This is a genomic window from Streptococcus mobilis (assembly GCF_059727625.1).
The window spans coordinates 1,624,044-1,643,518 of record NZ_AP041823.1 but is presented as its reverse complement, the minus strand read 5'-3'; the positions used below and the strand labels follow the sequence as shown (position 1 = coordinate 1,643,518).

General features: G+C 43.5%; 17 protein-coding genes. 15 read left to right on the top strand and 2 right to left on the bottom strand.

What is annotated here, in order from left to right; genetic code table 11:
• The first annotated feature begins 119 nt into the window (after window positions 1–119).
• From AC6IZR_RS07800 to AC6IZR_RS07745, 12 genes are all read left to right on the top strand, one after another.
• Window positions 120–497 (top strand): YbgA family protein, encoded by a 378-nt coding sequence (locus AC6IZR_RS07800; RefSeq protein WP_070589570.1) that lies wholly within the window; start codon window positions 120–122, stop codon window positions 495–497.
• Window positions 498–863, top strand: coding sequence for a TIGR02328 family protein (locus AC6IZR_RS07795; RefSeq protein ID WP_254741196.1), 366 nt, complete (start codon window positions 498–500; stop codon window positions 861–863).
• Between the two features lie 126 nt (window positions 864–989).
• Window positions 990–3,983, top strand: a complete 2,994-nt coding sequence (locus AC6IZR_RS07790) for a type I restriction endonuclease subunit R (RefSeq protein ID WP_497848396.1) — start codon at window positions 990–992, stop codon at window positions 3,981–3,983.
• A gap of 396 nt (window positions 3,984–4,379) precedes the next feature.
• Window positions 4,380–5,276, top strand: coding sequence for a DUF8370 family protein (locus tag AC6IZR_RS07785; RefSeq protein WP_497848395.1), 897 nt, complete (start codon window positions 4,380–4,382; stop codon window positions 5,274–5,276).
• A 129-nt stretch (window positions 5,277–5,405) separates the two neighbouring features.
• Complete coding sequence (locus tag AC6IZR_RS07780) at window positions 5,406–6,641, top strand: restriction endonuclease subunit S (protein ID WP_497848394.1); 1,236 nt, start codon at window positions 5,406–5,408, stop codon at window positions 6,639–6,641.
• Between the two features lie 163 nt (window positions 6,642–6,804).
• Window positions 6,805–7,170, top strand: coding sequence for a type II toxin-antitoxin system RelE/ParE family toxin (locus tag AC6IZR_RS07775; RefSeq protein WP_497848393.1), 366 nt, complete (start codon window positions 6,805–6,807; stop codon window positions 7,168–7,170).
• The gene (locus AC6IZR_RS07770; RefSeq protein ID WP_021144391.1) at window positions 7,160–7,453 is read left to right on the top strand and encodes a helix-turn-helix domain-containing protein; all 294 of its coding nucleotides are present in this window, start codon (window positions 7,160–7,162) and stop codon (window positions 7,451–7,453) included. Before AC6IZR_RS07775 ends, AC6IZR_RS07770 begins: the two co-directional genes overlap by 11 nt.
• Window positions 7,454–7,474: 21 nt before the next feature.
• The gene (locus AC6IZR_RS07765; protein WP_497848392.1) at window positions 7,475–9,076 is read left to right on the top strand and encodes a type I restriction-modification system subunit M; all 1,602 of its coding nucleotides are present in this window, start codon (window positions 7,475–7,477) and stop codon (window positions 9,074–9,076) included.
• Between the two features lie 115 nt (window positions 9,077–9,191).
• Entirely contained in the window at window positions 9,192–10,127 is a 936-nt protein-coding gene (locus AC6IZR_RS07760) for an Rpn family recombination-promoting nuclease/putative transposase (RefSeq protein ID WP_497848391.1), read from the top strand.
• Between the two features lie 153 nt (window positions 10,128–10,280).
• A complete protein-coding gene (locus AC6IZR_RS07755; RefSeq protein WP_485768900.1) occupies window positions 10,281–11,204 on the top strand; it encodes an L-lactate dehydrogenase in 924 nt (307 codons plus the stop codon).
• 245 nt (window positions 11,205–11,449) lie between these two features.
• The gene (locus AC6IZR_RS07750; protein ID WP_485768880.1) at window positions 11,450–12,436 is read left to right on the top strand and encodes an Rpn family recombination-promoting nuclease/putative transposase; all 987 of its coding nucleotides are present in this window, start codon (window positions 11,450–11,452) and stop codon (window positions 12,434–12,436) included.
• Window positions 12,437–12,739: 303 nt separating this feature from the next.
• Window positions 12,740–13,279 (top strand): NADPH-dependent FMN reductase, encoded by a 540-nt coding sequence (locus tag AC6IZR_RS07745; protein WP_004219679.1) that lies wholly within the window; start codon window positions 12,740–12,742, stop codon window positions 13,277–13,279.
• Window positions 13,280–13,308: 29 nt separating this feature from the next.
• Here AC6IZR_RS07745 and AC6IZR_RS07740 read toward each other — a convergent pair whose 3' ends face one another.
• Together AC6IZR_RS07740 and AC6IZR_RS07735 are read right to left on the bottom strand one after the other, a co-directional pair.
• Window positions 13,309–14,004 carry a VIT1/CCC1 transporter family protein gene (locus tag AC6IZR_RS07740; RefSeq protein ID WP_023917522.1) on the bottom strand — a complete coding sequence of 232 codons (696 nt, stop codon included), beginning with the start codon at window positions 14,002–14,004 and terminating at the stop codon, window positions 13,309–13,311.
• Window positions 14,005–14,280: 276 nt separating this feature from the next.
• Entirely contained in the window at window positions 14,281–15,675 is a 1,395-nt protein-coding gene (locus tag AC6IZR_RS07735; protein WP_201036849.1) for an MFS transporter, read from the bottom strand.
• A gap of 322 nt (window positions 15,676–15,997) precedes the next feature.
• Between AC6IZR_RS07735 and AC6IZR_RS07730 the strand changes: the two genes are divergently transcribed.
• The 3 genes from AC6IZR_RS07730 to AC6IZR_RS07720 all read left to right on the top strand — a co-directional run bounded on the left by AC6IZR_RS07730 (window position 15,998) and on the right by AC6IZR_RS07720 (window position 19,336).
• Window positions 15,998–17,290: a PTS transporter subunit EIIC gene (locus AC6IZR_RS07730; protein ID WP_070586456.1), complete on the top strand. Its 1,293-nt coding sequence runs from the start codon at window positions 15,998–16,000 to the stop codon at window positions 17,288–17,290.
• Window positions 17,277–18,134: an alpha/beta hydrolase gene (locus tag AC6IZR_RS07725; RefSeq protein ID WP_070586458.1), complete on the top strand. Its 858-nt coding sequence runs from the start codon at window positions 17,277–17,279 to the stop codon at window positions 18,132–18,134. Before AC6IZR_RS07730 ends, AC6IZR_RS07725 begins: the two co-directional genes overlap by 14 nt.
• Window positions 18,135–18,217: 83 nt before the next feature.
• Window positions 18,218–19,336, top strand: a complete 1,119-nt coding sequence (locus tag AC6IZR_RS07720) for a DUF4767 domain-containing protein (RefSeq protein WP_070586460.1) — start codon at window positions 18,218–18,220, stop codon at window positions 19,334–19,336.
• Window positions 19,337–19,475 lie beyond the last annotated feature (139 nt).

The following is a 19,475-nucleotide window of genomic DNA, read 5'->3' as shown; positions in this document are numbered from 1 at the left end:
TACAATTCAAAAACAATTAAGAGGCCAGGACTTTTGTCCCAGCCTTTTTTTGATGGAATGAATCATTTCCATGGTATAATGGGAGGACTATTCATAGAGAAGATCAAAAGGAGACAAAAGTGGAGCAAAAACATCACTGTCAAGTCCTATGGGCGAAAAATAAATACCTGGTGCTCAGTCGTTCGAGTAATATCTACAAGGAAATCCGGGAATACCTCAAGCGAGACCAGGTGGAGGTCAGCCACGTCGAGGACCTAATCCAGCAAGCGCTAGCCCTGCCGGAAAATCGTGGCCAAGTCTCCAATGCCTTTCAGCATATTTGGGGCTATTTCAAAAAGCAGGCGACTGCAGAGGAAAAGGCGGACTTTATGTTGCTACTTGAGAAATACCAGCATGGCCAAGCTAGCCAAGAGGATCTCATCAAAGGGATCCAGACGCTCCTTGAGCGCTACCCGAATCGCTACTTGCAAGACTCGACACTACTAGGAGGTCAATAGATGAGACTGTGGCACCAAGATTTGATTACTAAACTCCCTCGTCCCCAGCTCCTCGGCCAACACCGGGAATGCTGCGCCCTTCGAGGCAATGGCTGGGGCAAGAAGCACGCGACAGTCAACTATGTCTTTGATTACTCGCCTTATCGTCTCTATGCCTATCACCGCCTGATCATGGAGGAGATGATCGCTCGTGGCTACAAGGTCAGCCCAGAATGGTGGGAGCCGACCTACCGAGGCAAGACCTGCCCAGCCTACCCAGAACTGGAAGAAGAAGCCTTGAGCACCCCTATCTATCCCGAACACCAGACTACTTACCTTAAAGAATGCCTGGACAATCTAGCAGAAAAAGGGATTCAATTAGACTAAGAAAAAACGGACCAGAATAGGTTCGTTTTTTTGTGCCAATTCCCAACAAAATGCTTTGAAAGCGTTAATTTCTTTCCCAAACATGCTATAATAATAGGAGATTATGTACAGGTAAAGGATAGACGGATGAAGGCAGTAGCAACTCCAGAACTTGAGATTGAAAGACAGTTGATCCAGCAGTTGACTTCAGGAGAAAGTCAGTGGACCTATCGCGAGGATCTCAAGAATGAAGATCAGTTGTGGGACAATTTCTTTGATAAGCTGGCGCAAAACAATGTCGCCGTGCTGGCGGACCATCCTTTGACCGATCAAGAAAAGCGCCAGATCAAGAACCAGCTCAACTTTATCAGCTATTATGAAGCGGCCAAGTGGCTTGCTGGTGAAAATGGCATCGCCAAGGTTGAAGTTCAACGTGAGGATGCCAGTCTAGGGACCATCCGCTTAGCAGTCATCTGGCGGGACAATATCGCAGCTGGGAAGTCGAGCTATGAAGTGGTCAACCAAGTCGAACGCGACAAGGCCTATCCGCTAGACCAAGATCGACGGCTCGATACGACCCTTCTGATCAATGGCCTGCCTCTCATCCATATCGAACTCAAGAGCCCACGAATGGCCTTTCTAGATGCCTTTCACCAGATCAAGAAGTACGACCGTGAAGGTAAGTTCCGGGGCATTTACTCGAGCTTGCAGATGTTTGTCGTGACCAATAAAGTCGATACACGCTATATCGCTGCAGCCCGTGAAAGCAAGCTAAATAAGCAATTCCTGACCAAGTGGGTGGACAAGGACAACCAGACTATGATCGATCTCAACATCTTTGCGCATGAGGTCCTCTCTATCCCTCGGGCCCACCAAATGGTCATGCAGTACTCGGTCATCGACGATAGCAAGAAAGCCCTCATCCTCCTGCGTCCATACCAGATCCATGCCATCGAGGCAGTGCAGGAAGCCTCTCGTCGTCAAGAGTCGGGCTATATCTGGCATACGACCGGATCAGGCAAGACCCTGACATCTTACAAGGTAGCGCGCAATCTCTTGCAGATTCCTGCTATCCAAAAGACCATCTTTGTCGTCGACCGAAGAGACCTGGACCAGCAGACGACTTCGTCCTTCCTCTCTTATGCGGCCAATGATGTCATCGACATCGACGAGACGGACAATACCCATGAGTTGGTCAAGCGCCTAGGGGGCAATGACAAGCGCGTGGTGGTCACGACCATTCAGAAAATCACGACCATGATGCGCAAGTTCGAAGAAGGAAAGTACCAGCGGGATGCTGGGAAGATCAAGGACCTGCGCGTGGCCTTTGTCGTTGATGAGTGCCACCGGGCAGTCACTCCACAGACGCAAAAGGAGATCAAGGCCTACTTCAAGAACTCTCTCTGGTACGGCTTTACAGGGACTCCAATCTTCAAGGAAAACAAACGCAAACAAGTGGGAGACCTGGCTCAGACCACCCACCAACAATATGGCGATCGCCTACATGAATACACGGTCAAGGAAGCCATCCATGATGGAGCGGTTCTAGGCTTTAAGGTAGACTACCGTAATACCATCATCTCAGATCTACTAGAAGAAGAAATCCCAGACCAGGCTTATGAGGACAAGGAGCACATGCTAGAAGTCCTGGATGCCATCCTCAATAAGAGTCAGCAACAGCTCAATATCCCAAAAGGGGTCGGAAAGAGCTATGAAGCTATCTTGACAGTCAAGTCTATCCCACGAGCACAGGCCTATTATAATCTGCTCAAGAGCATTCTCGCTGGCAAGGAGCGGGTCAAAGTTTCCGAGCGGGTCATACGCCATTTGCCAGATTTTCCAAAGTTTACCATCACCTACTCGGTGTCTGAAAATGAGGAAGAATCCATTGGCTACCAAGACCACATGAAGCAGGTCATGGAGGACTACAACCAAGAGTTTGGCACGCATTTTAGCCTAGCGGATCTGCGGGGCTTTAACACCGATGTCAACAATCGCCTGGCTAGAAAGCAGGACAAGTATCTCTACCGCAATGAACAGTTGGATCTGGTCATCGTGGTAGATCGTCTCTTGACCGGTTTTGATGCACCTTGTCTTTCTACGCTCTTTATCGATCGCAAGCCTATGCGCCCACAGGACTTGATCCAGGCCTTCAGCCGGACCAATCGGATCTTTGATGACAAGAAGCACTTCGGCCATATCATCACCTTCCAGCGACCTCAAGCCTTTAAGGAAGCCGTCGACAATGCCCTCAAGCTCTACTCCAATGGGGGAGAAAATGAAGTCCTGGCACCAAGCTGGGAAGAAGAGAAGCGCAACTTCTTAAAAGCCTGGGCAGAGTTTAAAGGCCAAGTCACAGACTTCGAAGAAGAAGGAGTCGCCCTCGAGCAGGCCCCAACAGCCCTGCTCCGTAAGGTCGCCAAAGCCTATCAGGTCTTTGACAAGTACCAAGCCTCGATCCGCGTATACTCAGAGTACGATAAGGAAGAGATCTATCGAGAAACAGGCATCAGCGATAGCCAGCTCGAAGCCTATCTGGGCCTCTATCAAAATATCCTGGCGGAGATCAAGAGCAGGGATCCAGAAGTGGACAGCCAAGATGAGCTGGACATCCACTATGAACTGGAGTCTGTCCAAGTCGATGAGATCAACTATGCCTATATCCTGATGCTGATCCAGAGTATGATCCAGCAGGAGGAAAATGAGGAGCAGACCCTGAGTGACAAGGATATCGCAACCGTGGATAGCTATATCGAGAGCCTGAACCGGACCAATCCAAGCCTAGCAGAGATCATCCAAAACCTCTGGACCCAGGTCCAAGAAGAGCCTGAACGCTACCGAGGACAAGCCATCACCGGAGTCTTGGACCAGATGATCGAATCCATCATCGATAGCCATATCGTAAGCTTCGCCAAAAACTGGTATATAGGAGCCGACGAACTCCGCTACTATATCCAACACTACCGCAAAGGCGCCAAAAAACAAGCCGGTGAAAGCCAGCTGACCAAGAGTCAACGCTACAAAGACTACAAGGCAGAAGTAGCAGATGCCCTCAACCCACTCAGCTACAAAAAACAAATCAAAGAAGCCTATACCCAACTGATCGAAGAGGTCATTGAACCACTGAGAGTGGGGAGGTAGGGGGTAAAGAAAGTATCTATATAAAATCCAAAATCTCCCCTAGAATGACTGTTCTAGGGGAGATTTTAGGTTTTACATTAAGAAATTAAATACACTACATATAGATTATGATAGGAATATGAACCTAAAAAGGCAATAAACAACTATATATTGTGTTTTGTAAATTTATTTTAAATAAATACCACAAGATATTGATTTTTATTTTTTGTATGCTATAATTTTAAATGTAGAAAAAAAGACGTCAGTTACCGCTGACGACTTGACAGGATTAGAATTTTTCGCTAGTTCAGGAAAGCACTATTCAAAAACTCCACATCTAGTGTATCATTTATTTGATAGATTGTAAATCTAAGTGAAAATTTCTAACCTACATTCTACAAATTTTATTGAAAGTGGGTGATCGGTATACGATTATCAAAGTATTTAAATAGAGAACACATACAAATTGGATTAGACTTTTTAGATGTTGATACAAATGAAGATGTTATGTTATTTGTAGATCCGTTGTTATTACCAGACAATTTTAAAAAGATTGTTGATGATTTTATTAAGCAGTCTTATGAAATTTATTGTGAAGGGAATAAGAAAGATTCATTTAATTTGTTTTCACATTCGAAAGAATGCAATGCAACGCATTTAGGATATTCTTCAAATAACTCAAAAGGGAAAGGTGTCTCAATGCAGATGCTTGACCAATTTTTTAGTTATGTAAAATCATCTATTATAGCTGTCCAAGAGAAAGCATTAACTTCAGTAGCTATGCCTTTATTTATTAAGAGATTTTCTGAAGATAGAATGTCAGATTTGATTGTCAGTTTGTTGAAGAAAGAACTTATTGTTTTTTCACTAGAACAAGCTAGATTACACGGGCTTCAAATTAGTAGTGATACAAAAACTTTTGAATATTGGGATCATAAGAATCATGAATGGGCAAAGTTTGAGAGTCTTTATGTGTTGGATCCAGAGGAAAATAAAAAAGACAGATTATTGATTTTGGTTCCCAAAACAATGGTTAGTAAGAGATATATTATATCTCCAGCAAGATATGTTTCTAATATCTTTAGTCGATTACAGCTATTACCGATGTATCAGGATGCAAAAGGGAAACCATACTCTAAAAAAACTCTGAGAGAACTTGAAATCAATAAACCGTACAATGAAGATAAACAGAAGAACTATATTCTAGATTCAACAACTTCTTCTCCAGAGTATTTTATAGATTACATGGAGCATTCAGAAAAATATAAAGACAATAAATCATTGCTTGATGACGAGTTAATTAGTCTTTTATAACTTCCTAAAAAATTGAGTAGTGCTAATTAGAGAAGAGGTATTTTCTTCTCTTTTTTTTTGTTATTAGCATTCATATATATTTTTCATGATATAATATTAAAAAATGATGAATGAGGTAAAGAAAAGAGTTTGAAAGCTATACTACCTAAAATAAAATTCAAAAATTTTCATGAAAAATGGAATAGAAAAGCATTACAAAATATTGCTCCTTTACGTGGAGGATTTGCTTTTAAAAGTGAAAAATTTCAAAATGTTGGAATTCCAATTGTTAGAATCTCAAATATTGGATTTGATGGGACTGTTGGAGGTGAATTTGAATATTATTCAAAACTAAGTCCGGATGAGAAATTTGTACTTAAAGGACGTTCACTTCTATTAGCTATGTCAGGTGCTACAACAGGGAAAATAGCTATGTTAGATTCTGAGGAAGAATATTATCAAAATCAACGGGTAGGTTATTTCCAAAATAATGGGGCAGTAGACTATGATTTTCTCTCTTCTGTTCTGCAGACGAAAGCATTTACTAACCAACTAAACGCTGTATTAGTAGCAGGTGCACAACCAAATATATCTTCCAAAGAAATTAATTCCTTTGAATTTTGTATTTCAGAATCAATAGAAGAACAATCCGCCATAGGTTCCCTCTTCCGCACCCTCGACGACCTTCTAGCTAGCTACAAGGACAATCTTGCTAACTACCAATCTCTCAAGGCGACCATGCTCTCCAAGATGTTTCCCAAAGCTGGACAGACCGTTCCTGATATTCGTTTGGATGGATTTGAAGGTGAGTGGGAGAATCTAAGATTAGGTGACTGTGCAATAATTAAAGGAAGGTTAGGTTGGAAAAGTCTAAAACAAGAGGAATATACTGAAGTTGGACCAAGTATGATTGCTGGTAAACATATAAAAAATGGGGTAATTGATTGGGGAGAAGTCGACCATATACCACAGTGGAGATATGATGAATCTCCAGACATTATGTTAGAGGAAGGAGATATCATTTTCTCAAAAGACGGCTCTCTTGGAAATCCAGCTTTAGTTTCAAATTTGAAAGGGGAGGCGACGATTAATTCAACAATGATGTTAGTACGGTTGGATAAGGAAGTTTCTTCTCAGTTTTTCTATCAGATTTTGACAAGTTCTGTATTTCAAAAATTAATTTATCTAAAGGTATCAGGTAGTAGCATACCTCATCTTTTCCAAGCAGATATGCAAGATTTTAAATTTTATGCACCTAGCATTGAAGAACAACAAGCCATCGGCTCTTATTTCTCAAACCTCGATAGCCTCATCAACTCTTACCAAGAAAAAATTTCTCAGCTCGAAACACTCAAAAAGAAACTCTTACAAGATATGTTTATCTAACCTTCAAAAATTCCCCTTATCAGCAACCATAAGCACATCATTTTTCGAATAGTATAAGTGAGCCTCTTTGATCTTTCAAAGTGTGCTCCTTAGTATTTAATAACTTAAAAGTATTTACTTTTAATAACTTTAGAGTTATAATAAATTCGAAAGAGGTTGCTTTGTGCACGCTATTTATTTTTATAAGGACAAACAAGGGAATCAACCGGTCTTAGACTACATGAGGGAGCTGGCTTGTCGCGATAACAAGGACAGCCGGATCAAACTAAACAAGCTCAACGACTACATCGAGCTTTTGAGTCAGCATGGAACACGTGCTGGCCAACCCTACATCAAGCATCTGGATGCAGAGATCTGGGAGTTGAGACCCTTGCGGGATCGGATTTTATTCGTGGCTTGGCTGGATGGGAGCTTTGTCTTACTGCATCATTTTGTCAAAAAGACGCAAAAGACACCCAGACGAGAGATTGAGAAAGCCAAGCGGGAATTGCAAGATTTGAAGGAAAGAGGGCTAAGAGATGAAGAATAGTGCCATCGGCAGCAATTGGAAAGATGTGAGAGCAGAGCTCTTTACCAAGGAAGAAATCCTGGAAAGTGATCTGCGGGTCGCGATTATGACAGAGCTGATCGAAGCTCGGCATGAAAAGGGCATTAGCCAAAAGAAACTAGAAGAACTCAGTGGGGTCAGTCAACCGGTCATCGCTCGGATGGAGACAGGAAAGACCAGTCCTCAATTGGACACGGTCTTGAAAGTCTTAGCCAGTCTGGGCAAGACCCTCGCCGTCGTTCCACTGGAACAAGAAAAGGTCTAAAAGAAATCAGAAAGAATTACTATGGAAACAACACAAACCTCCCAGTCGCTCTACCAAGCCCTGTGGAACTCAGCGGATGTGCTTCGCTCTAAGATGGATGCCAATGACTATAAGTCTTACCTTTTGGGGATGATCTTTTACAAGTACCTCTCAGATAAGTTGCTCTTCTTCGTGGCAGAGACCATGGAGGAGGAGACAGAGAGTCTGGATGAAGCCTTAGCGCTTTACCGATCCTACTATGAGGATCCAGACTCTCAAGAGGACTTGACCGCCGTCATCACCGATGAGCTCAACTATGTCATCAAGCCAGACTTGACCTTTACGGCCTTGGTAGACCGGGTCAATGAAGGGACCTTCCAGCTGGAAGATCTGGCTCAGGGTTTCCGAGACATCGAGCAAAGTGATGACCTCTATGAAAACCTCTTTGAGGACATTGATCTCTACTCTAAGAAGCTAGGGGCCACTCCTCAAAAGCAAAACCAGCTAGTGGCTACTGTTATGAAAGAGCTGGCAGTGCTGGATGTGGCAGGTCATGCAGGTGATATGCTTGGGGATGCTTACGAGTACTTGATTGGTCAGTTTGCGACTGACTCGGGTAAGAAGGCAGGTGAGTTCTATACACCCCAGCCTGTAGCCAAGCTCATGACCCAGATCGCCTTTTTAGGGCGTGAAGATGAGCAGGGCTTTACCCTCTACGATGCCACCATGGGATCAGGCTCCCTCTTGCTCAACGCCAAGAAGTATTCTCACCAGCCTCAAACCGTCCAGTACTTTGGTCAGGAGCTCAATACCTCTACCTATAACCTGGCTCGGATGAACATGATCCTACACGGGGTTCCGGTGGAAAACCAGTTCTTGCACAATGCCGATACACTGGACGAAGACTGGCCGACCCAGGAGCCAACCAACTTTGATGGGGTTCTTATGAACCCACCCTACTCAGCTAAGTGGTCTGCAAGCTCTGGCTTCCTCCAAGATCCTCGCTTCTCCCCATTTGGTAAGCTGGCGCCTCAGTCCAAGGCGGACTTTGCCTTCCTCTTGCACGGTTATTACCACCTCAAGCAGGACAAGGGTGTCATGGCTATCGTCCTTCCTCACGGGGTCCTTTTCCGTGGCAATGCTGAAGGAACCATTCGCAAGGCCTTGCTGGAAGAAGGGGCCATTGATACGGTGATCGGTCTTCCTGCCAATATCTTCTTCAATACTAGCATCCCAACGACAGTCATCATTCTCAAGAAGAACCGGACCAATCGGGACGTTTACTTTATCGATGCTTCTAAGGAATTTGACAAGGGCAAGAACCAGAATATCATGACGGATGCCCATATCGAGAAGATCCTTAAGGCCTATAAGAGCAGAGAGGACATGGATAAATTTGCCCATCTGGCTAGCTTTGAGGAGATCGTCGAGAATGACTACAACCTCAATATCCCACGCTATGTGGACACCTTTGAGGAAGAAGAAGTAGAGCCACTGACAGAGATCGTGGCTAAGATTAACCAAACCAATGCGACGATTGAAACCCAGACAGCTTCTCTTCTAGACATGCTCAGCCAGCTTCATGGAACGACTCCAGAAGCCGATGCCGAACTCAAGAAATTTGTCCAAGAGTTTAAGGGCTAGGGTGTGAGAAGATAGGGATTAGGTAAAGGGTACTTTATTCGCTATTTCCCAAATTTTTTTCGAATTATAGAAGTAGAGGGACCTTCCCTCTATTTTTTATCGAAAAGGAGCAGGGATGCAGAAAAGACACGCGCATGTATCGCCGACTTTGGACATCATGGACAAGAAGATTTTTAGTTTGCCGGAGGTGACGGCAGCATTTATTCGAGATATTTTGGAGCTGGATGTAGCGGACGCTCAGATTGTGGAAGGAAGCCAGCCCCACAGCATGGCCTATGAGGAGGATGACTTGTTATCCACTGCGGTGGATGTGAGAGCCAAGCTCCATGACGGGACCGAGGTGATCATCGAGATCCAGATTCGCAAGCAGCGATATTTCTTGAATCGGTTCCATTACTATTTGGCCAATCAGCTGGTGGAGAATGTACAAAAACTACGCCAGCGAGGTCAGACACATAAGATGTACGAGCAGATGGAGCCAGTCTATGGGATTGCGATTTTGGAGAAGTCGCTCTTGCTAGACGAAGAGGGCGCCATCAATAAATACTGGCTGACCAATAGCCGGTCCGGCAAGCAACTTAAGGCCTATTATAAAAATGGCAAGTACCAAAATCTTCTGCAGGTTGCCTTTTTAGAGCTAGACAAGTATAATAAAGATGAGAACCTGACAGATGCAGGCAGACAGTGGTTGGAGTTTTTTGGGAATCTTCCCTTTACAAAAGCTCCCAGTCAGGCCGTTGTCCACGCAGATTCATTATTAGATTCATCTAGCTGGACCAAGGAGGAGAAGACCATGATAGACGAGCGGATTCGTATTCAAGAAAATTATGATATGACCCTGGAGACGGCTATAGACGAAGCGCGCGAAGAAGGTCTAGTACAAGGTCTGGAACAAGGTTTAGAACAAGGCTTGGAACAAGGCCTGGAACAAGGTCGTAATGAAGAACGTCTGCAGTTAATCCGCAAAATGGTCTCACGAGGAATGACACCTGATCTTATCTCAGAGATGACAGGTTTATCGCTTGAAGAGATTGAGAATCTTCTTTCCTGAGTCGTTAAAAGAGGCAGCGCCTCTTTTCTTTTTGAAAAAAACTTGAAAATTTTCCCATTTTTTCAATCCGCCTTTCTAGAATTGTGGTAGAATAGAGTCAACAAAGAGCTATCCTCACCAACAGTGTGATCGATACTAGAAAAGAGGATTCTGATGACAAGAAAAATTGGTATTATTGGTTTGGGGCATGTGGGTGCGACCTTGGCCCACAGCATGATTTTGAAACACACCTGTGATCACTTGGTATTGATTGATACCAATGAGAAAAAGGTCAAGGCAGATGCCTTGGATTTCTGTGATACAGTTGCCAATACGGGGTATCCGGTGCATATCACGGTCAATGACTACGCGGCTTTAAAAGATGCGGATGTCGTGGTGTCGACTCTTGGAAATATCGAGTTGCAGGCTAATAACACTGATGACCGTTTTGCGGAGCTTCCCTTTACCAGTAAGCAAGTGGCGCAAGTAGCGCGTGATTTGAAGGCTTCTGGCTTTAGTGGGGTCTTATTGGTAGTGACCAATCCAGTTGATGCCGTTACTCAACTCTATCAACAATATACCGGCCTTCCAAAAGAACAGGTGATTGGGACAGGGACCTTGCTGGATACAGCTCGGATGAAGCGTGCAGTTGCGGATCGTTTGCAGGTTTCTCCTGCTAGTGTATCAGGCTACAACCTCGGTGAGCATGGGAATTCTCAATTTGTCGCTTGGAGTCAGGTCCGTGTTAAGGGACATGCTATTACCGATCTCTTCTCTCAAGAAGAGCTTGACGCCATCAACTACGAGTCCTTACGCGGTGGCCACACAGTTTTCTTTGGCAAATTCTATACCAATTTTGGGATTGCAGCAGCAGCCCAACGCCTGGCAGAAGCTGTGATCAATGATAGTCACGAGGAGATGCCAGTGTCTAACTATCGTCCAGAATATGGAACCTATCTTGGCTACCCAGCGATCGTGGGTCGAAAAGGAATTCTTGAACGATTGGATTTGCATTTGACAGAAGAAGAAAAAGAAAAATTGCTCCATTCAGCCGAAACTATCAAAGAAAATACACGAAAAGGATTGGAGCATGCATAAAAACAAGAGGCTGGGACAAAAGTCCTAGCCTCTCAATTATTTTTGGATTGTCGAGCAAGACGCAGTGGTTGAGTGGGCTCTACTACGCTGATTTCATCAGCTTTTACAGCCCTACTCAACTGTGCGGGGGTGGGAAGACGAACTCTTTTTTACTAGTCGGAGTTCTTTCCCACTCCCTTTTTTCTGCAATTTTTTCGAATGGTATAAGTGAGGGGATTCCCTATACGAAATCATCGGAGGTTGCTATGAAGAAACGACACGAGTATGTATCGCCCACCTTGGATTTGATGGCAAAAAAGATTTTTAGTCTGCCAGATGTGACAGCCAAATTCATCCGCGAAGTATTGGATCTGCCAGTAGAGTCCGTTGAGATTTTAGAAGGAGACCAGATCCATGAGCAGGGGTTTTTAGGAGATCTTCCTTTTGAAACATCTGTTGATGTGAGAGCAAGACTAGATAGTGGGCTTGAAGTCATCATTGAGATTCAAGTTTTGAAGCAAGAGTATTTCTTGAATCGTTTTCACTATTATTTAGCCAATCAACTGGTAGAAAATGTCCAACGCAAGCGAAAGAAAGGGGCGACCCATTCTATGTACCAGGAGCTGGAGCCGGTCTATGGGATCGCTATCCTGGAGAGAAGTATTTTTCCTCATTTAGATTCACCCGTCAATGTCTATGAAATGCGCCATACAGTAGACGGGACACCTCTTTATAGCTCTCGAAAGGATGGAGTAGCGCACAATATGTTAAAGGTTGCCTTTTTAGAGTTGGATAAGTATAATGAAAGTAGAGATACGGAGTTGAACGCTCACTGGAGACAATGGCTTGAATTTTTTGGCAATCGCCCATTCAGTCATCAACCAGATCAAGTGATCGAGCAGGCAGAATCACTCCTGATCCCATCAAATTGGACAAGGGAGGAAAAAGAAATGATTGATGAACGGATTCGTATCAGAGAAAATTGGGAAATGAGCATGGATACCTTTCGGAAAGAACAACTGGAAGCCGGTTTTCAGAAAGGGTTGAAAAGAGGTCTCGAACAAGGTCTCGAACAGGGATTGGAACAAGGCAGACAAGAAGGCATGGAGCTGGGAGTTCAAGCTGTTCAGCAGTCTCTGATTCAAAAACTATCTTTGAAGGGGATGAGTATCGAGATGATTGCTGAAATGACGGATTTATCCAGCGAATCCATCAAAAAAATGTTGGCTACTGATTCGTCTAACGAGGAGTAGTAGAGAGAACAGAATTTTGGGATTGAGAATTACCTTGCTGATAAAAAAGCAGTTCTAAAATGGATTGTAAAGATCTCTGGGAGTCGTTTTTCTTGGATGTTGTTCCTCTACAGATTTATACGGTTGTGATTTATTGAAGGTTGGAGACTTTTGTCCAACCTTTTTTCTCATTCTTCTTGGCCCATCCTTAGTGAAATGGAATAAAAGTTTAAAATGTCCGAGTTGTAATCCTTGACATTACATTATGATCCTGTATAATAGCTATTGTAACAAAAAATATTACAACAGAAAGAGGAAACAACTATGAAAAACATTTTATTTATCGTCGGATCCCTTCGTCAAGGATCTTTTAACCACCAAATGGCTAAGAAAGCAGAAAGTCTTCTGGAAGGAAAAGCAACGGTGACTTACTTGGACTACAAGGACATTCCAATGATGAACCAAGATTTGGAAACACCAACTCTGCCTGCTGTGCAGGCAGCGCGTGATGCGGTTCTTGCTGCGGATGCCATCTGGATCTTCTCGCCAGTCTATAACTTTGCTATTCCAGGTGTAGTGAAAAACCTGATCGACTGGCTTAGCCGTGCCCTTGACCTGTCAGAAACTCGTGGTCCATCTGCCCTTCAAGATAAGATCGTAACGGTTTCTTCAGTAGCCAATGCCGGACACGAACCAATGTTTGCGGCATACCAAGCGCTTTTGCCATTCGTTCGAACTCAAGTAGTTGGAGAGTTCACTGGAACAACCGTAAACCCAGAAGCCTGGGGAACAGGTGAATTAATCTTGACGGACGAAGCAGTGGAAGGACTGAAAAAACAAGCACAAGATCTATTAGAAGCATAAGAAAAAGCTGAGACAGAAGTCTCAGCTTTTTAGATACTAAAGAGTTGTCCGAAGAAGTAAGTCACACCCATGGTGAGAAGTCCAATGATGAGGTTGCGAAGCATGGCTGGCTTGGTTGGTGCTTTTCCCAGTTTTGCACTGGTATAGCCAGTGAAGATCAAGGATAGTCCAACAACGAAGACGGTCACCGGAATGCGATAGGCAGTTGGAAAGAGAATGATAGAGAGCATTGGAGGAAGGGAACCAACCGAAAAAGCAAGAAAGCTAGATGCAGCAGCATGCCAAGGATTGGTAAATTCTTCGTATTCAATGCCGTATTTCTCTTCAACCAGGGCTTTGAGGGGATGTTTTAGAAAGGCCCGTTCTGTCAAAATCTTTGCGGAAGTTTCGCATTCTCCATTTTGAAGATAAGCGTGGTAGAGAGATTCTCTCGCTAACTTTGGATCGCGATCCAACAAGGCTTGTTCGCGGTTAACAGCGGCTTCTTCCGTATCTTTTTGTGTGGAAACAGAGACATACTCACCTCCCGCCATCGAAAAGGCACCTGCCAGAATCGCCGATAAGCCAGAAAGGAAAATGATCCAGATGTTTGGTGTGGCACTGGCCACCCCAATTACCACCCCAGCAATAGAAATAATCCCATCATTGGCCCCGAGAACCGCGGCTCTCAAGATATTCAATCGATCGCTAAATGATTCATCTACTCCATGTTTCATTTCAGTCATACAATGTCTCCTTTATCTTATTTAGAATGATTATAAATAAAATACAAAAAGAAAGCAAGGATTTTAACTCAAATGATAAAAGTTCGACAATTTAATGAAATTTAAGTTATAATCTTTGGCATTGCAAGCAAAAAAGAAAGAATAGGGCATACGCCTATTCTAGCAAGGTTTATTTAGCGGAAGTGACTTTACCTTTGAGGATACTGATGGCATTGTCACACGGGTCAGAAAAGGATAACAAAAAAACAGCAAATTGCTGTTTTCTGATGAGAAAAATTAATTCGTATCTTGTTCTTTCCCAACAACCCAAAATAAGAGAAGGAGTTGGAAGATGCCCAAGGCAAATAAGACCATAAAACCGTTGCGACTTCCTTTAGCAGTGGCTTGAGTAAAGTCCATCTTTTGATTAGCTTGGCTCATGGCAACAATCAGCGAAGCCAGGGTTGTTCCGACAGCGCCTGCAAATTGTTGCAGGGTGTTAAAGATCGCGTTCGCATCGGGTTGCTCTTCCAGAGAGAGTTGTTTTTGTCCGTTGGTCATGATATTGCCAAAGGCAAGCCCCATACCGGTCATGAAGATCATGTAAAAGATGAGAATCAAGCCATTTGTCAGCTTCAGAGCAAAAAGGGTGAAGTGGAAATGGGCTAGAAGGATTAAAGCAGCTCCAAGGAGAATCGGTTTGCGAGCGCCCAACTTATCTAGAATGAGACCGGAGAAAGGAGCAAAACCTGCTCCAATGATGGCTCCTGGAAGTAGCATCAAGGCTGCAAGAGTGGTGCTCGAGTGGTTGACCAATTGGACATAATTGGGCAATAGGAAACTCATGGCCAGAGAGCCTAATTGGAAAGTGAAAAAGGCAAGAACATGGCCAGTAAGGAGAGGGTTCTTTAAGATGGCAAGGTTGATAATGGGAGTATCCAAGCGATTAGACCGCCAGACTAAGAGAACCAGTCCCAAGAACCCAATCACCAGCCAACCAAGGACAGAAAAACTAAAGAAAGCATGATCAGAAAGACCGTGAATCCCTAAAATCAAGCCTAAAAATGAAGCAATAATAGCGAGAAGGCTCATGATATCAAGGGTTTCTCGTTTGACTGTACTGATTTGTTCAATGGAGCGAAGTCCTGCAACTAGCGAAGCTAGAAGGATCGGGAATTGAACCAAAAAGATGGACCGCCAACCGAAGTTGGCCGTCAAGAGACCACCGACAGTAGGCCCAATGGCGGGAGCGATAGCTGTAATCAGGGTCCCCACTCCCATCATGAGACCGATCTTGCGTTTTGGGACCTGCTCTAAAATGATATTAAACATCAGAGGAAGGGCAAAACCAACCCCCATTCCTTGAACCAATCGTCCCAGGACCACAAAGCCAAAACTTGGAGCAAGGAAGTCGATAAGAACACCTAAAACAGAGAGAAGATTTCCAACTAAAAAGATGGACTTCATTTTAAAAGAGCGTTTGAGATAAGCAGACAAGGGGACCACACAGGCAACCACTAGAAGATAGATGGTCGTAACCCACTGGACGGTTGCAGTATTGATTTCAAATTCCTTCATCAATATTGGGAAGGTGATATTCATAGCGGTTTCCCCAGCCACCCCGCAAAAGGAAAGGATCCCTGTTGCAAAAATAGCATACAGGACCTTGGCTGAAATTTTTTCTTGTGACATGGACGTCTGATTCCTCCTAAATCTTTCTATAATGTTGTAAAAATGGTCTGAAAATCCATCCTATCTCTCTCATTTCCCATCAATTCCAATTGCTATGAGCATAGCAGGGCTGACGTTAACATGATTCATCGTTTTGTTAGCTAACAAATAGTATAGAGGAAATGAAGACCCCTGTCAAAGAGTTTTTGAAAAGTTTTGAAAATTTTAACAGCATTCTCAACTGATGACGTCTCTACAAACGAAAGGAAAGGCTCGCCAGTATGGTATAATAAGAAGAAAGTAAGCAACGTGAATAAGTCAATCAACTCGAACAGGAGGCCCTATGACCAAGTATTTAGTCCAGAAGTTTTTCTGGTTACGAGAAAAAAGTTTGATTCAAATTTCCCAGAAGACCCTGGTTTCCTTATTTCCTTTTTTCCTATTTTCAGGGATCATTCGGGTGATCGCTCTATCAGTCTTTTCCGATCGAGGCTATATCCATCAGCTCTTTTCGATGGATAGCTGGTTGCCGTGGGATCAAGCTATTAGTCAAGTCCTTATCAATTTTTCCAACTTTCTAGGAGGTCTAGCTGGGCCTTTAGCGACTTACTTCGCTGGAAAATACACAGCTGGGCACTATGGTAGAAGTACAGGGACAGCTGGAGTGACAGCTCTTTTGGTCAGTCTAATAGTGGGGTCTCAGGAATTGTTGGTGGGACCGCTCCATGACGGGCAACTGACGCGTATCAACTTACCCGCGACGACCAATATCGTCTTAGCGATTTTTTTAGGCTATCTAATTGGGCAGATCTTTCGTCTATCCAAGGCCAGTGATGACCAGATTGTAGACAAGGATTTCATCTATCAACCCAAGACGGTGCGTCCCATTTTCTTGTCCTTAGTTCTAGGGGTCAGCCTCAATCTTCTTTTGGTTCTTGGAAATCAATTTAATATTTTTCAGACTATCCGACAGTTCTTGGCTTCTCTAACGGTAAGCAGTCATCATCTCTTGTCCACCTTTAGCATGGGTCTTTTTAGTAGCCTATCTGCTTGGTTTGGTAATAGTCAAGCCTTTGCCTTGAATTCTATCGCGGATGATAACTTTGCTTTGGAAAATCTCACCTACGCTGTGACGCATCATACAACGACAGGTATTCCTTATCCCTATACCTTGACCAATTTGTATCGGAGTTTTGGTCTGGTGGCAGGTGTTGGAGCTGTCCTATCGCTTTTGGTGGCGATCTTGCTGGTTTCACGAAGTCAAAAGGACAAGAAAGTTAGTCTCCTCAGCATTTTTCCAAGTCTCTTTAACAATGGGGCTTCATTCATGGTAGGGATACCGGTCCTTCTCAATCTACTTTATGTGATTCCTTTCTTATTGATCCCTTTGGCGAATATGGCGATAGCAGCTGTAGCTTTGTGCTTCAAACTGATGCCGGCAGCTGTCTATCCAGTGCCAGACGGGACTCCTAGCCTTCTCTATGCCTTTATTGGGACAGGAGGAAGTCTGAGGGCTTTAGCTGTAAGTATACTTTGTTTTGCCGTCGATGTGCTCCTTTATCTACCATTTGTCCGCATGGGAAATCGTATCCGAAAAGATTTAAAAGTGAAAGGAGAAAGCGATGAAGCCATCTAAAAAAACAGCAATCGTCCTTACTTTGGTCAGTCTTTTCTTGATCGCTTTAGCCATTCCTTCTTATAGCTGGACTCGGACCAATGTTTCAAGAATCGAGAAATTTTATAATTCAAAATTGTCTCCCATCATCATGATCCCGGGAAGCTCAGCGACAGAGAACCGCTTTGATGGCTTGGTGACCAAGCTCAACCAAGACCGCCAAGGAACCAAACACAGCCTGCTCAAGGTCAAAGTTTGGAATGATGGGCATATCACCTATAGTGGAAGTATTGATGCCAAGGACAATGAGCCAGTAATTGTGGTTGGTTTTGAAAACAACAAAGATGGCTATAGCAACATTAAAAAGCAAGCTAAACTATTTAATCAAGCCTTCGAAGCCCTTCAAGAAAAATATAATTTTAATAATTTTAAGGGCTTGGGTCATTCCAACGGTGGCTTGATTTATACAGCCTTTATTGAAAATTACCTGGGGGATTACGATGTGGATCTCAAGACCCTCATGACCATCGGAACTCCCTACAATTTCACGGAGACCAATATCAAAAATAAATCTGAGATGTTAGCTGACTTTATCAAGGGAAAAGAAGCTATCCCCACAACCCTTCATATGTATTCAGTAGCAGGGACCATCACCTATGATTCAGATGAGTTGGTCCCAGATGCCAGTGTTTCTGCTGGGAAATATATCTACCAAAACCAAGCAGCTAGCTATACGGAGATTACGGTGACGGGGGAAGATGCCCAGCACTCGGACCTTCCAACCAATGATGAGGTGGTTGCCTTGGTGAAAGAGCATATTGAAAGTCAAACGGATCGTCGAGCCAAACCGAATAAAATAAACTAAGTGTGAAGAAGGGATTCCTTCCTCACCTTTTTTTTAGTATAATAAAGTTTAGTATGAAAATAAGGGAGATTATAGGAAATAAGATGAAAAGAAAAAAATGGGTGCAGTTAGGAATAGTGGCTTCGAGTATGGTCATGTTAACAGGATGTTACCAAAGATACCAACGTCAGTCCAGTCCCAAAAAAGAGGCTGCAACAAGCCAGACTTCAGCAAAGAAACAAGCGAAAAAAACAGATAACAAACAATTATATCAGTCTGTTTTTTCAGACTACCAAAAGATTTTTGCCACTTCAAAAGATTTAGATGCTATTTCCAAATTGAATGATGCATTAGCTAAAGAAGATCGGATGATCAATAGCTGGGTGATCGAGACCGTGATCAATCAGCCAGATGCCGTTCGCTATGCCTTTAAGGACTTAAATAACGATGGGGTAGATGAGATGATCATCGCCAATCAGCAGACCGATGGAAACTACTTTGTGACGGGAGTCTACTATCTCAAGAACCAAAAACCGACTCTGCTAGCTGAAGGTTTCGTCGCTGGACACGGTGGAGCGCGCAATGCGACGACCCTCTATCAGGGAGGAGAAGTCTTAGAAGTCAGCTGGATGTCAGGAACTGGCCGTGGGGTAGCTGTGCTTTCACGGATAGAAAAGACGCCTCAAGCTGCGACCAAAGTCCAGGAAGAAGAAGTTCAAGTACCTGGTTCAGATCTGAATAGCCTCTTTGGAAAATCGGATGAGAATAAACTGGATCTCAAGGCTTTTGACTGGCAAACTTTTGACAGCGCACCATCAGCGGGAAATAGCCAAAGCCAGGAAAAAACGCCTTGGAATGCTGAAAAATCAGCAAAATTAGCAGAATTTATGAAGACCTGGGGCGAAAAGATGGGCCAACCCAACTATCAAAAAGGCATCGCTGGCGGTGATGTAGGACCAGACAACCTCTATACTCTAGAGGAAAATAGCAAGATGGATGCCATTTATACAGATACTGGTCAGGGAAATGCAAAATACCGCATCGTGGAACGCTATAGCAATTGGGACAAGTATCCAGATGTGCATAGTTATTTCTTTGCCATTACAGATACAGGAGAAGGCATTGTCTTTCATTCTCCAACGACCAATGGTGGAAAAATGTATCTAAAACCAACGGATAACAAGGAACTTCAAGAAGAATTTACACAGTTGCTTCATCAATAAAAAGAAGAATAAACCAGAAAAAGACTGTTTTTCTGGTTTTGTTTATTCAAATAATGAATAAAAATACAATAAAAGAAATAATTTTTAGGATATAAAATATGTTAAAAACTAGTGATAATTAGCGGTGCATAAGTATTTG